Origin of the sequence: Acinetobacter sp. TWP2-2-3 (assembly GCF_049896445.1) — a bacterium.
Classification (GTDB): Bacteria; Pseudomonadota; Gammaproteobacteria; order Pseudomonadales; family Moraxellaceae; genus Acinetobacter.
The window spans coordinates 46,958-60,920 of the sequence record NZ_JAFCUI010000011.1; the positions used below are offsets into that span (position 1 = coordinate 46,958).

At 45.6% G+C, this 13,963-nt stretch carries 15 protein-coding genes; 8 read left to right on the forward strand and 7 right to left on the reverse strand.

Annotated features, from left to right (window positions below; genetic code table 11):
• The first annotated feature begins 11 nt into the window (after positions 1-11).
• Both ACP7AK_RS13100 and purC read left to right on the forward strand, forming a co-directional pair.
• Complete coding sequence (locus tag ACP7AK_RS13100) at positions 12-617, forward strand: hypothetical protein (protein WP_005250200.1); 606 nt, start codon at positions 12-14, stop codon at positions 615-617.
• Between the two features lie 37 nt (positions 618-654).
• Positions 655-1,374: a phosphoribosylaminoimidazolesuccinocarboxamide synthase gene (gene purC / locus ACP7AK_RS13105; RefSeq protein WP_004281247.1), complete on the forward strand. Its 720-nt coding sequence runs from the start codon at positions 655-657 to the stop codon at positions 1,372-1,374.
• A gap of 309 nt (positions 1,375-1,683) precedes the next feature.
• On the opposite strand, the gene ACP7AK_RS13110 is transcribed toward purC, so the two are convergent.
• Positions 1,684-2,952, reverse strand: coding sequence for a replication-associated recombination protein A (locus ACP7AK_RS13110; RefSeq protein ID WP_425880077.1), 1,269 nt, complete (start codon positions 2,950-2,952; stop codon positions 1,684-1,686).
• Between the two features lie 263 nt (positions 2,953-3,215).
• On the opposite strand from ACP7AK_RS13110, the gene ACP7AK_RS13115 reads away from it, so the two are divergent.
• Entirely contained in the window at positions 3,216-5,354 is a 2,139-nt protein-coding gene (locus ACP7AK_RS13115) for a putative bifunctional diguanylate cyclase/phosphodiesterase (protein WP_191112988.1), read from the forward strand.
• Positions 5,355-5,373: 19 nt separating this feature from the next.
• Here ACP7AK_RS13115 and ACP7AK_RS13120 read toward each other — a convergent pair whose 3' ends face one another.
• Entirely contained in the window at positions 5,374-5,826 is a 453-nt protein-coding gene (locus ACP7AK_RS13120; RefSeq protein ID WP_247144270.1) for a YcgN family cysteine cluster protein, read from the reverse strand.
• A 192-nt stretch (positions 5,827-6,018) separates the two neighbouring features.
• Between ACP7AK_RS13120 and ACP7AK_RS13125 the strand changes: the two genes are divergently transcribed.
• Complete coding sequence (locus ACP7AK_RS13125; protein WP_004647174.1) at positions 6,019-6,177, forward strand: DUF1328 domain-containing protein; 159 nt, start codon at positions 6,019-6,021, stop codon at positions 6,175-6,177.
• A 125-nt stretch (positions 6,178-6,302) separates the two neighbouring features.
• On the opposite strand, the gene murJ is transcribed toward ACP7AK_RS13125, so the two are convergent.
• Together murJ and ampD are read right to left on the reverse strand one after the other, a co-directional pair.
• Positions 6,303-7,853, reverse strand: a complete 1,551-nt coding sequence (gene murJ / locus ACP7AK_RS13130; protein WP_425880078.1) for a murein biosynthesis integral membrane protein MurJ — start codon at positions 7,851-7,853, stop codon at positions 6,303-6,305.
• Between the two features lie 60 nt (positions 7,854-7,913).
• Positions 7,914-8,504 carry a 1,6-anhydro-N-acetylmuramyl-L-alanine amidase AmpD gene (gene ampD / locus ACP7AK_RS13135; protein WP_004281241.1) on the reverse strand — a complete coding sequence of 197 codons (591 nt, stop codon included), beginning with the start codon at positions 8,502-8,504 and terminating at the stop codon, positions 7,914-7,916.
• A 182-nt stretch (positions 8,505-8,686) separates the two neighbouring features.
• Here ampD and nadC point away from each other — a divergent pair, with 182 nt between their 5' ends.
• On the forward strand, positions 8,687-9,532 hold the full coding sequence (nadC, locus tag ACP7AK_RS13140; RefSeq protein ID WP_425880079.1) for a carboxylating nicotinate-nucleotide diphosphorylase: 846 nt from the start codon (positions 8,687-8,689) through the stop codon (positions 9,530-9,532).
• A gap of 100 nt (positions 9,533-9,632) precedes the next feature.
• Here nadC and ACP7AK_RS13145 read toward each other — a convergent pair whose 3' ends face one another.
• Both ACP7AK_RS13145 and rph read right to left on the reverse strand, forming a co-directional pair.
• Positions 9,633-9,830: a hypothetical protein gene (locus tag ACP7AK_RS13145; protein ID WP_005108197.1), complete on the reverse strand. Its 198-nt coding sequence runs from the start codon at positions 9,828-9,830 to the stop codon at positions 9,633-9,635.
• A gap of 181 nt (positions 9,831-10,011) precedes the next feature.
• Positions 10,012-10,728, reverse strand: coding sequence for a ribonuclease PH (rph, locus tag ACP7AK_RS13150; RefSeq protein ID WP_425880080.1), 717 nt, complete (start codon positions 10,726-10,728; stop codon positions 10,012-10,014).
• Positions 10,729-10,938: 210 nt separating this feature from the next.
• On the opposite strand from rph, the gene ACP7AK_RS13155 reads away from it, so the two are divergent.
• Positions 10,939-11,640 (forward strand): TetR family transcriptional regulator, encoded by a 702-nt coding sequence (locus ACP7AK_RS13155; protein ID WP_425880081.1) that lies wholly within the window; start codon positions 10,939-10,941, stop codon positions 11,638-11,640.
• 55 nt (positions 11,641-11,695) lie between these two features.
• Here ACP7AK_RS13155 and ACP7AK_RS13160 read toward each other — a convergent pair whose 3' ends face one another.
• On the reverse strand, positions 11,696-12,310 hold the full coding sequence (locus tag ACP7AK_RS13160) for a thiol:disulfide interchange protein DsbA/DsbL (protein ID WP_005094908.1): 615 nt from the start codon (positions 12,308-12,310) through the stop codon (positions 11,696-11,698).
• A gap of 227 nt (positions 12,311-12,537) precedes the next feature.
• Between ACP7AK_RS13160 and ubiG the strand changes: the two genes are divergently transcribed.
• Both ubiG and ACP7AK_RS13170 read left to right on the forward strand, forming a co-directional pair.
• Positions 12,538-13,266, forward strand: coding sequence for a bifunctional 2-polyprenyl-6-hydroxyphenol methylase/3-demethylubiquinol 3-O-methyltransferase UbiG (gene ubiG / locus ACP7AK_RS13165; RefSeq protein ID WP_071850321.1), 729 nt, complete (start codon positions 12,538-12,540; stop codon positions 13,264-13,266).
• Positions 13,263-13,952 (forward strand): HAD family hydrolase, encoded by a 690-nt coding sequence (locus tag ACP7AK_RS13170; RefSeq protein WP_425880082.1) that lies wholly within the window; start codon positions 13,263-13,265, stop codon positions 13,950-13,952. Before ubiG ends, ACP7AK_RS13170 begins: the two co-directional genes overlap by 4 nt.
• Positions 13,953-13,963 lie beyond the last annotated feature (11 nt).

Consider the following 13,963-nt stretch of genomic DNA (forward strand, 5'->3'; position numbering starts at 1 on the left):
AGCACAAGATTATGCAATTACGTTTAGGACTTAGCCTTACACTTTCAGTATTCAGTTTGGCAGGTTGTAGTTCAATGGCCTTTAATAACGGCACTTTAGACTATAAAGAGACTACTACCCTGGAAGCTTTACAATATCCTGAAGGCGCCATGGTTCGTCCTGCAACGCCATTGTATCCTGCTCCAACAGTTGATCCGCTTGCAATTGAACATGCACCGAAGCTTGAAAACCAGCGTGGCAACCGTTTTGCCTTGCCACGCCCACAAGCCCAGACTGAAAACTCAAATACAGCTGATCTAACCGAAACCAATACGGTGGGTCGACCACAGTTGGTCACTGACGGAAATCTTAATCCGCTGCTTAAAATTGAGGGAAATTCTGCTACAATTTGGCAATATACACTTGCCACCCTCAGCAGTCTGAATCATAGCATCGTTGCGCAGAGCAAAAATCGTTACGAAGTCACGATTAAGGTCGACCAGCAGACCTATGTATTAAGATTATCTTCTGTCGGTTCGAGTAATAACCTCGCTGTGTTCAATGCCGATAACAGTTTTGCCGACCGTGAAAAAGCTGCAGAACTGCTCAACCAGATTTACCAAAATTGGCCAGCCTAGACATTTCTAGGCATTTTTTTTTGTAAAAGGTTCCCTCATGTTAAAACAAACCTTGCTCTATACTGGTAAAGCGAAATCTGTCTACACCACAGACAGTTCAGACCATCTGATTTTAGTCTTTCGCGATGATGCCTCAGCATTCAATGGCGAAAAAATTGAGCAACTAGATCGTAAAGGCAAGGTGAACAACCGTTTTAACGCCTTCATTATGGAAAAACTGGCAGAAGCGGGAATTGAGACCCACTTTGAAAAGCTACTGACTCCAAATGAAGTGCTGGTGAAAAAACTGGATATGATCCCGGTTGAATGTGTGATCCGTAACTATGCAGCAGGTTCTTTATGCCGCCGCCTGGGTGTGGAAGAAGGCAAGGAACTGACTCCTCCAACATTTGAATTGTTCTTTAAAGATGATGCGCTTGGCGATCCAATGGTCAATGAATCACAAGCCATTGCTTTAGGTTGGGCAACTGCTGAACAATTGGCGAAAATGAAAGAATTGACTTACCAAGTGAACGACGTGCTTAAAGCATTGTTTGACGCAGGTAACATGATTCTGGTCGATTTCAAACTTGAATTTGGTGTGTTCCACGACCGTATCGTACTGGGTGATGAATTCTCTCCAGACGGTTGCCGTCTATGGGACAAAGACACCAAGAAAAAACTGGATAAAGACCGTTTCCGTCAAGGTTTAGGCGGCGTGGTTGAAGCCTATGAAGAAGTGGCTGGCCGTTTAGGTATCAACCTGGACAACATCTAATCTGGAAATGCGCAGATTCGAAAAAACCGAGCTTTTTAGCTCGGTTTTTTTATTTCCGGTTTTTAATCGGAAAAATAAATTTTTATTATTAAAATGATCGTTTTTACATCAAAAACTATCTGTATTAATATTATCTCATACCAGGCAAATCAGTGAATTGATGCACTTAGCTCCATATTTGCCGACCAGATTTTTCCTCTACCCTCTAGGATGTTATCTCCCTCAAAAAACATCCTACTTTCAGCCCAATTCACCTTGAATTGGGCTTTTTTTACTCTGTTCAATTAGTTGAGATACCCAGCTTTATTGCTACTGTTGTTGCTGTTGCCAACGGCGTTGCTGTAAACGCTCCCCTTCAACTTCACGTTTATTACGTGCTGATTCATACAGTTTGGTATTTTTCAATTCTGGCGGCATATATTCTTGCAGCACAAAATGCTCAGGATAATTATGCGGATACAGATAATCCACGCCATAGCCCTGTTCTTTCATCAGTTTGGTCGGTGCATTCCTTAAGTGCAAAGGCACTGGCAGATTTGAGGTTTTATCTGCGAGTTCCATCGCCTTGTTAATCGCCAGATAGGTACTATTACTTTTGGCACTGGTCGCTAGATAAACCGCACATTGTCCCAAAATGATCCTGCATTCCGGCATGCCTACGGCTTGCACAGAACGGAAACATTCACCAGCCAATAGCAAAGCATTTGGATTGGAGTTGCCGATATCTTCGGATGCGGCAATCAACATGCGCCGTGCAATGAATACCGGATCTTCACCGCCTTTGAGCATGCGTGCCATCCAGTACAGGGCCGCATCTGGGTCACTGCCGCGAATTGATTTAATAAAGGCCGAAACTAAATCATAGTGCTGCTCACCAGACTTGTCATAGCGGGCAATATTTTGCTGTGCCACTTTCACCACCACCGCATTGGTAATGATATTTTCCATATCCGCTTCAAAGGTACTGGCAATCAGATCCAGTAAATTCAGCGCCTTGCGGGCATCTCCTGCCGCGAACTGGATCAGGGCATCAAATTCTTCAATCAGGATATGTCTTTCCTGTAAGAAAGAGTCATTTTGCAAGGCTTGCGTCAACAAAGTCTGAATCGATTCAGCACTCAATACATTCAGGCTATACACCTGACAACGTGATAACAAAGCACTATTCACTTCGAAAGACGGGTTTTCGGTGGTGGCGCCAATCAGGGTAATTTTGCCTTTCTCGACCGCATTTAATAATGCATCCTGCTGGGATTTATTAAAACGGTGAATTTCGTCAATAAACACCACTGGCGTCAGCAAATCGCCACCTTCGGCAATGATTTCACGTAGCTCTTTCACGCCGGTATTCAGGGCAGACAGACTGATAAAAGGCCGGTCTACCGCTTGAGCCAATAATAAGGCAATGGTAGTTTTGCCGACCCCGGGAGGTCCCCAAAAAATGATCGAAGGCAGATGCCCCTGATCAATCATCTGGCGTAAGGGCGCATGTTCTCCCAGCAAATGTTCCTGCCCGATAATCTGTGTAAGGTCGCGTGGCCGTAAGCGTTCTGGAAGCGGGATATGACTATCTGACATGTTATTATTGGCTCAAACTAAATTCTGATCTCATTCTAACATCAGCAGTTTTGATTCCAAGAATGCAAACATCAAGCATAAAAAATTAATTTATGTAGATATCCTCTATTTTTTTAATTCTGAATGAATTAATCTCTATAAAAGCGAATAATTTGAACATGATTAATTGTGAATTAATTACAGTGTAATTTTCATATTGTTTATTCTAATTAAAAGAAACTTATCTCGCCCCTTGGGCACTTTTGGGTTGTAGTGGTGAATGCATGAAGCATGATAAATTTGAACAGGGAGCTGTGAGTCGGTCTAAGCCACTGACGTCATCATCACTGATTGCACCCCACGTTCACTTGTCTGAATCGGTTTTGTTAAAAAATCTGATCGATGCCTTACCGCAACCCTTGTGGGTCAGCAACAAAAAACATCTGCAATATTTTAACGATGCCTTGACTGATTATCTTGGCGTGAACCTGAATGAACAGGGTCATCCGCAATGGCAGAGCTTTATTCATGCAGAAGACTTGCAGCTGTTTTTAGCGCAGTGGCATGCTGCGCTGGATCAGCATCAGAACTTTGAAACCCAGTGCCGGATTAAACGCAGTGATACCCATTATCGCATGTGTACCCTAGCGGTAAAATTTCATCATGAACCTGAACATTTGCTGCAATGGGCCGTTTCCCTGACTGATGTGCATGATTATTTTGAAATCCAACAGCAACTTTCTCAGATTGTTTCAACCCAGGAAAACATGTTGGATGCCAGCGCAGACTGCATCAACATTATCAGTCCTGAAGGCGAGATTCAGCATAGCAACCAAGCTGGCTGTCTCGCACAAGCAAATGAGACCGCAGAACAAGATCAGGACCGTTCATTGTGCTGGTTAAATCGCTTAAGCCCTGAAGCCCGAAAATCCGGGCAACGTGCTTTGAAACAGGCAGCCCAAGGCTTAAACAGCCGTTTCTCCAGCAAAATCCAGATCAAAGATCAACCGATCCAATATTGGGATCATCTGCTCACCCCGATTCTGGATCAGCAGAATATTACTCAAAATATCCTCTGTGTATCACGTAATATCAGTCAGCAAAAAATTGCAGAAACGCGTTTAAAAGAAGTAATTAAACGGGATGAACTCACCGGCCTGTATAATCGTAGTACCTTCTATAAAACCTTTAAGCAGGTGCTTTTAAAGGCCAAACAACAGCAGACCATGGCGGGTTTACTGCTGATTGATCTGGACTATTTCCGGCATATTAATGACACCTTGGGCCATATTGCCGGCGATCATCTGCTACATGTCTTGGGCAAACGTTTCCAGACCTGCTTCGGGCCAAATACCATCATCGCCCGTTTGGGTGGCGATGAATTTGCCGTACTGGTCAAAAATCTGGAAAGTGAAGAGCAGCTGCTGGCAACGGCGCAAATGGCCTATGCCCAGCTGGATCAGCCCATCAATTATGTCGGCAATAGCATCAGCAGTGCCATGAGTATTGGCTGTGCCATCTATCCACGTGATGCATTGAATACCTCTAATCTGCTGAAATGTGCTGATATCGCCTTAAATGACCTGAAAAATAGTGGTCGTGGTGGCATCCGCATGTTTAATCAGGAAATGTGTGGGTCACTGGAAAATATAACCAAGCAGCTGACTCTGGCTCGCAAGATTATTCTGGCCGATCAGATCATTCCCTATTACCAACCTAAAGTACGTCTTTCTGATGGTGCAGTGATTGGTTTCGAAGCACTATTACGCTGGCAAGATCAGAATCAGAACATTCAGTTACCTTCCGAAATTTTTGCTGCCTTTCAGGACTATGAGCTGGCCTCACGCATCAGTGAGACCATGCAACTGAAAGTCTTTGCAGATATGAGTCGCTGGCAGGCACAAGGTCTGGATCTGTTACCGATTTCCATCAATGCTGCACCGGTCGAATTCCTGCGCGATGACTATGCCGAAAAACTGTTGGCACGCCTGTCCAATTTCGATATTCCGGCCCACAAAGTTGAACTGGAAATTACCGAACAGAGCCTGTCCGAGCATGGTGCCAATTATGTGGTTCGCGCCCTCAACCTGCTGAAACAGGCTGGAATCCAGATTTCGCTGGATGATTTCGGCACTGGACATTCTTCGCTGACTCGCTTGCAGGACTATCCGGTCGATTGCATCAAGATTGACCGCAACTTTGTAGAACGCATGAACAGTGACCCGTCTGCCCTGGCTATTGTCAAAGCCATTACTCAGATAGGCTCTAGTATTGCACTGGATGTTCTGGTGGAAGGAATCGAGAATACAGAACAGCTGGATACCCTGATCCATTGTGACTGTCAGATAGGACAAGGATTCTATTTCTATCGCCCGATGGCCGGTGCTTCGGCTCAGGCTCTACTCCATCCAGCAGATCAATAAACGCATCACGCAGGCCGATTTAACGCACCCAACGTACGATATAGTCTTCGATGTCATCTTCATGAATGTCGCTTTCACTCAGGCAGCGCCCTGCTGCCGACTTACGTGCCTGAATCACACTTTCCCGTGAACCGCTGATCAGATAATGCCAGGATGGCAGGCTTTTGCCCTGCTCTACCCGGCGATAGGCACAACTCGAAGGCAACCAGTGAATCGTTTCCAGCTTCTCTGGCGTGAGCTGAATACAGTCCGGCACATATTGCAGGCGATCCGGATAATTGGAACAACGCGCAGTGCTACAATCCAGTAATTTGCAGGCCACTTTGGTATATGCGACTTCCTGAGTATCTTCATCTTCCAGTTTAATCAGACAACATAATCCGCAACCATCACACAAGGCCTCCCACTCGACTTGCGTCAGTTCAGCAAGTGAATAGTTTTTCCAGAATTCGGGACGTAAAGTATCGCTCATGATCGGGCCGGAATATTCAAAAATCAGCTGATTATAACAGCCAGAACCCTGCAGACCTACTGTCTCAAATTTTTATTGTTATCACGTAAACTATTGTTAAATCAGAGACAGTTCATCAACACAACACTAACAGTCGCTGGAATCGTTTATTTCTATACTAAATTTGAAAATAAAAACACATGGAGAATATATATGTTTCGCTGGGCTATTATTTTTGCTGTTATTGCATTAATTGCGAGTCTACTTGGTTTCGGTGGCGTCGCAGGCTTGTCTAAGGATTTTGCGATTATCTTGTTGGTAATTGCGGTGATTCTTGCGATCGTTGGTTTTCTTTCGCGCGGCAAGGTCTAGATTTACGCTAGACCTTTTCAAAGCAAGTGTTAGCTTTCAAAAAAAACAAGAGCCTTCTGGCTCTTGTTTTTTTATGGGTATTTTAATGATCTGTTTTGATCAAAAATACTTCTTTTAAGATGAACTTAGGGCTTTAAATGACGTGGTCTAAAACCTGCCACCAGCAAGGCTGCAACATACGCTACCACACCGACAACACATAAGATCAATACTTCTACCACACGCATCCATTGTGATACATCTGCGTTATACCAACTCAGGGCATAGGCCAGAGCCGCAATCATCACCACATTGGCAAACATGAATTGCAGGAAGATTTTTTTCCAGTGCGAACCAAAACGGAAAATATCACGCTTATGCAGATAATAATAAAGTAAACCGGCATTGACCATCGCTGAACCCGTCGATGCCAGTGCAAGCGCCATATGCTCTGCTTCCCAGTCAATCAGCTTGAAGAAACCGATAAAAATCACGTTCAGAATCGCATTGGCCGCCACAGCCATCAAACCGACACGCACCGGGGTTCTGGTATCCTGCTTTGCATAAAAACCGGGAGCAAAGACTTTAATCAGCATAAAGGCAATCACACCACCGCTCATACATTGCAGCGCCAAAGCCGTCATTTGAGTATCTTCAAAGGTGAACTGGCCACGTTCAAACAGGGCCTGAATGATCGGGGTCGACAGCATAAACAGTGCAACACTGGCGGGTAGGCCTGCCATCACAATAACTTTGGCTGCCCAGTCCATCATGCCACGGAATTTTTCCGGATTTTGCTCGGTATGCCGTGCCGATAACGACGGCAAAATCACGGTACCAATTGCAACACCGATCAGACCCAGCGGCAATTCGGTCATACGCTCGGCACTATACAGCCAGGATACCGAACCATCCTGCATGAATGAAGCCCAAATGGTATTTAACAATAGATTAATTTGCGTGACAGATACACCAAATAATGCCGGTAGCATCAACTTCATGATGCGATCTACGCCTTCATGCTTGAAGTCAATTTTCGGTGGAATCAGCAGGTTTTTACGCCACAATTCAGGAATCTGGATGGCCAGCTGTAAAATACCGGCAATGATCACAGCCCAGCCCAGCGCCATAATCGGCTCGGCCATATAAGGTGTAAGCCAGAGCGCCCCGGCAATCATCGCCACATTCAGCAAGACCGGCGCAAATGCCGGGGTACTAAAAGAGCCATAACTGTTCAGAATACTGCTGGCAAAAGCCGTCAGTGACATGAACAGCAAATAAGGAATGGTCAGGCGGAACATGTCGGTCGCCAGAGCGAATTTTTCAGGATCGCTATGAAAACCGGGCGCATAGATATACATGATCAATGGCGCAGCAATGATCGCGACCATGGTCAACGTGGTCATGACCGTGGCCAGACAGCCAAATACCCGGCTGATCAGGATCTGGACTTCAGTATGCGTGCGACTGGTCTTATATTCGGTCAGTACCGGAATAAACGCCTGTGAAAATGCGCCTTCGGCAAATAAACGCCTGAAAAAGTTTGGAATACGAAATGCGACTACGAAGGTATCGAAGTCTTTACCAGCACCAAAGACATTCAGTAAAACAATGTCTCGAACCAATCCCAGTACGCGTGACAACATGGTCATCGCACTGACAATGACGGTCGAACGCCAAAGCGCCATCCTATTCACCTAATGTATAAATTTGTGGCTATTGTAATGAAACTTTTATCAGAAGTTCATTGCTTAATTTCATCGCTCAAGCGAGCTTGAGGTGTTTTTATAATGCTGTAGCTGTGTACGAAAATCAGCCCAGTTAAAATATGGTCCCGGATCGGTCTTGCGGCCCGGTGCAATATCCGAATGTCCGGCAATATGCTGCTGAATTTTAGGATAATAATCTTGCAAACAGGCAGCCACTTTGACCAGGGCTTCATACTGTGCGGTTGCAAAAGGCAAATCGTCACTGCCTTCCAGCTCGATCCCGATCGAATAATCATTACATTCTTTTTTGCCCAAATAGGTCGAGCGGCCGGCATGCCAGGCACGGTCATTGAAATTAACAAATTGCAGTACTTCTCCCGTTCTTAAAATTAGCAGATGGGTCGACACCTGCATCCCTTCAATGGTTTGAAAATAGGGATGTACTGACCAATCCAGCTGGTTCTGAAAAAACTGTTCAATATAACCGCCGCCAAACTGGGAAGGTGGCAGGCTGATATTATGAATCACCAGCAATTGAATCTCGGTCTGTTCTGGCCGCTGATTAAAATTGGGAGACGGGATTTGACGTGCACCGATTAGTTGCCCGTCCTTGACCTGAAACTCAGCTGCCTGTTGCATAAAACCGTTCTCCCCAAAAATAAAATCTGCAAGATCAGCATTGCAGCCGGCTTCATGCTAAAACTTTCAAGGACAAATCTCAATTCATCCCGGCAAACTGGATGAAAAATCGCTCATCTTTTATGTAACGGTGCTAAGATAAGGCGCAATTTTCACGGCTTAAAAAAGATACGGAAATACTCATGCGCATATCTCAAGCTTTGCTAGACCAGTCCATTCAGATCAATATTCAACAGGCACTTTCTGAAGATATCGGTGAAGGCGATATTACCGCCCTGCTGACTCCTGAAGATGAACAGACCACTGCCACCATCATTAGCCGTGAAGACATGGTTTTAGCCGGCCAGCCTTGGGTAAATGCCTTGATTCAGGCCTATGATCCCAGTATTGAAGTGACCTGGCTGAAAAATGATGGTGATCACGTTCAAGCCAATCAAGCCTTTTTAAAACTGGCCGGATCTGCACGTAGCCTACTCACCGTGGAACGTCCTGCGCTAAACTTTGTCCAGACGCTGTCTGCGGTTGCGACTAAAACTGCCCACTATGTCAAAGAGCTACAAGGTTTAAACACCAAATTGTTAGATACTCGTAAAACGCTTCCGGGCCTACGTATTGCACAAAAATATGCCGTAGCCATTGGTGGTGGTCAGAACCATCGTCTGGGCCTGTTCGATGCATTTTTGATTAAAGAAAATCATATTATGGCAGCGGGTGGCATTGCTCAGGCGATTGCCAAAGCCCATCAGATTGCGCCGGGCAAGCCTGTCGAAGTTGAAGTTGAAACCTGGGATGAACTAAATCAGGCACTCGAAGCCCATGCGGATATCGTGATGCTGGATAATTTCACTCAGCAGCAAATGATCAATGCAGTGCAACATGTAGCTGGTCGCTGCAAACTGGAAGCCTCTGGTAATATCACGATTGATAATTTACGTGAAGTCGCGAGTACCGGCGTAGATTATATTTCCATGGGTGTGCTGACCAAAGATGTCAAAGCCATTGATCTGTCGATGCGTTTCAATGCTTAAGCCTAAATGGGATAGATGACCGTAGAGGGTGCGAAGCACCCTTTTTTTATTTTTAGAAATTTTTTTTGCGCATATTTTGCTCAATTTTCTATTTTAGACCTTAATCATCGTCGTCGTCCCGATTACCTCGACGATCGCGGTCATCATCGTCACCATCACGGTCGTTATATCTTCCGTTATCCTCATCACGATCCTGATTTAATACTGAACGCTCGTCATTTTCACGATTATTACCCCAGTCACAGGCAGTTAATCCAAACACGCCCAGCAATGAAATTGCACAAAGCCACTGTTTCATGCCGCATTCCTCATTGTGATCTCGCCTGATCCAATATCGATGCAAAACCGGTTCAGATATAGCCGATTCATGTCGGATTTTTGTGATGAAGCTTTGTGATGCAGTTTTTTCATACAGCAATTGCTGAAATTTCAGGCATAAAAAAACACATCCGGAGATGCGTTTCTCAGCATGGGATGGATTACCAGCCTAAAGCTTCTTGCTGTTTTTTCACCAGTTCCTGAATGCCTTTCTCGGCCATTTCCAGCAAGGCATTCGATTGTGCGCGGGTAAATGGCTTATCTTCTGCAGTGCCTTGAATTTCAATAAATTCACCGGCCTGAGTCATCACCACGTTCAAATCGGTTTGACAGTTTGAATCTTCTTCATAGCAAAGATCCAGTAATACTTCATCTTTGAAAATACCCACAGAAACCGCAGCCACCAAACCTTTTAATGGATCATGTTTGATTTTCTTTCTTTCCAGCAAGACGTTCATGGCATCGACCAAAGCCACCGCAGCACCAGTAATCGCTGCAGTACGGGTGCCGCCATCAGCCTGAATTACGTCACAGTCGATAGTAATGGTATTTTCACCCAGCTTTTTCAGATCGACCATTGAGCGCAAGCTACGACCAATCAGACGCTGAATTTCCTGAGTACGGCCACTCTGTTTGCCACGTGCCGCTTCACGGTCACTACGGGTATGAGTTGAACGTGGCAACATGCCATATTCAGCAGTCACCCAGCCTTGGCCCTGACCTTTGAGGAAACGCGGTACAGAACTATCCACACTGGCAGTACAGAGTACTTTGGTATGACCAAATTCAACCAATACAGAGCCTTCCGCATAACGTGTATAGTTACGGGTAATTTTCACTTCACGTAATTGATCTAATGCTCGCTGGTCGATACGCATAATAAGTCCTGTATGGGTTCAAAATAATTGCGGCTCAGTATAGCAGAAGCCTTTGCCAAGATTAGGCAGCCTGGTGATTCATTTACAAAATCAATGCATCAGCTCGCTACGAGATGTCAAAATTCTGCCGATCTGTGGCACTACGATTTGATTTAATTTTTGCTAGACTAAAACTCCCTATGAGGGAAGCCAGTGACAGGAAACCCATTTATGTCCTTACGTGAAGATCGCAAGCAGCAAAGTCATCAGGCACTACTCGATGCGACACTAGCATTCAGCAGTCAGGGCCGCGCTTTCAGCACGATCAGCCTACGTGAAGTCGCGAATGCAGTCGGAGTAGTACCGACGGCGTTCTATCGGCACTTTCAGGATATGAACCAGTTGGGTCTGGAATTGCTGGATCAGGTTGCGATTCATATCAAGGGCGTACTCAATCAGCTGGGGCAGGCTTATCTGTATCAGCCGAATACCCGAACCCACACCGGGCTTGAGCTCTTCTTTCAGGCCGTCGAATATCATCCTGAACCCTGGATTTTTTTTGTGGCAGAACGTTGGGGCGGTTCGGACGTGTTACGTGTCGGCATTGAACGGGAAATTCATTTTCTGGCTGAAGATGTCATGCATGAACTGGCCAAGATGCAATCGACCCGACATATTCAGGCACCACAGGACTTGCAGGCTCTGGCACAGATGCTGATTGAGCTGTCTCTGAACTGGGCCATGGGCTGGATTCATCTGCAGCATCAAGCTGATCCAGAGCTGCGCCGCGCCCAATCCACTGCCTTTAAAACCCAAAGTGTGCTACAGATGCAACTCTTGCTGCGTGGCATTTTGCACTGGTACCGGCGACCTGCCGAAACAGTTGAAACCGCAAGCCCTGTGCTCAATGAAGCGGTCATTCCTCCAGTCTAAATAAAAAAAAACCTGCATCATGATGCAGGTTTTTTTACTGATCGTCAGTTCAGACTTATTTGGCTTTACGCTCTTTTTCGATCAGGTAATTCACCACCTGAATGACTTTGGCATCATTACCCTGCACAATATATTTACCATTCACGGTCACTGCGGGAACACCACTTAACTGATACTGAGCAGCCAGATTTTTGGCTTGGGCAATTTTCGAAGTGATCGGGAAAGATTTATAAGTGCTGTTAAATTTTGCTTCAGAAATACCATAGCGGGTATAGAACTTAGCCAGTTGTGCCTGTTCTAAAATTGGACGTTGCTTGTCATGAATATCATGGAATAATTGTAAATGTGCTTTTTGACGCACACCCAATGCTTCAGACACATAATAAGCACGTGCTGCCTGTTCCCAGAGTGGATTCATTGCAGCCGGCGTACGTACAAAACGTACATCTTTTGGTAATTTTTTCAACCAGCCCTGCATATGTGGTTCAAGCGCGAAACAGTGACCACAGCCGTACCAGAAGAATTCACGTACCTCAATTCTGCCCGGCTTTTCGACTTTGACTGGTTTTGCAACCACCTGATAGTCCTGACCTGCCACAAAATTGGCCATAGCATTGCCTGAAAAGGCCAAAACAGATGCGGCAACAGCGCCTAAAAGGAATTTTTTCATTCGGATTATCGTCCTCTAAATCATTATGCTTAGTTTATGTGTTCACTATAAATCAATTATGCCGGTTTCGTTTTCATTCTGTGAACTTTTTTGCTGCTTTTATCGCTTTTTCTGCCAGAATCGCTACACTAAACCATCGGACTGATTTTCAAGGTTTTAAATCAGTTTCTCTGGCCATTCGGCACATACATATTTTTAGCTAATCACGACTGATTGAGGTGACACCGATGTCGCAATTGAATGTTGATCCACAAGAAATTGCCAAGTTTGAAGCATTTGCAGCTATATGGTGGGATCAGCATTCCGAGTTCCGCCCCTTGCACATGATTAATCCACTGCGTTTAAACTGGATTGATGAACATGCCGGAGGCTTAAGCGGCAAAAAAGTGTTGGATGTCGGCTGTGGCGGTGGCATTCTGGCCGAAAGCATGGCGCGACGTGGTGCCAATGTGCTCGGAATTGATATGGGCGCAGCCCCTTTAAATGTGGCACGCATCCATGCTGAACAGGAAGGCGTAAGCAATATTGAATATCGTCAGGTGCCGGTCGAGCAACTGGCAGAGGAACAGGCTGGCCAATATGACATCGTGACCTGCATGGAAATGCTAGAGCATGTGCCAGATCCGGCATCGATTATTCAGGCCTGTCATAAACTGGTCAAGCCAGGTGGTCATGTATTCTTCTCGACCATTAACCGTAATCCAAAGTCCTATTTATTTGCCATTATTGGGGCAGAATATGTCTTGCGCATGCTGGCCAAAGGCACCCACGATTACAGCAAATTTATCAAGCCGTCCGAACTGGCACATGACATTCGCAACTCGGGTTTAAAGCTTAAAGACATGACCGGTCTGCACTATAATCCGCTGACCAAGCGTTATTGGCTGGCACCGAATGTTGATGTGAACTATATGGTCTATACCGTGAAAGATAGCGCAGCAGAGACCACAGCATGAAAGCCGTTTTATTTGACCTCGATGGTACCCTGATTGATACCGCTGCCGATTTTATCCGGATTATCCAGCAGATGTGCCATGAAGAAGGCCGCCCACTGGTTGCACCCGAGCTGATTCGTACCCAGGTCTCCGAAGGCGCTCGCGCTATGGTGAAACTGGTTTATCCGGAACTGCAACTAGAAGATCCGGTCTTTCTGCAACACCGTCAGCGCTTTCTGGACATGTACGGCGCAGATATTGCGGTCGATACCGATCTGTTTGACGGCATGTATCCTTTGTTGGAACAGCTAGAGGAAAATGACATTCCTTGGGGCATTGTGACCAATAAACCGCGCTGGCTCAGTGAGGCTTTACTGCAAGCACTGAACTTGAGTGAACGCTGTGCGGTGTTGGTATGTCCAGAAGATGTCACTCGGACCAAACCTGATCCTGAACCAATGTATCTGGCAGCCCAGCAACTGAATCTTGCCGCGGAAGACTGTATCTATGTCGGAGATCATCCACGAGATATTGATGCCGGCCGTCATGCCCAGATGCTGACCATTCTGGCTGCTTATGGTTATTTGCCATTGCAATACAAAGACGATTTAAACGCCTGGCAGGCCGACCATATCGTGCATACTGTGCCAGAATTACATCAATTGATTCAGACACTAGTACTGAAGCAGCATACTGCGGTATCTTGAACGCTTAACAC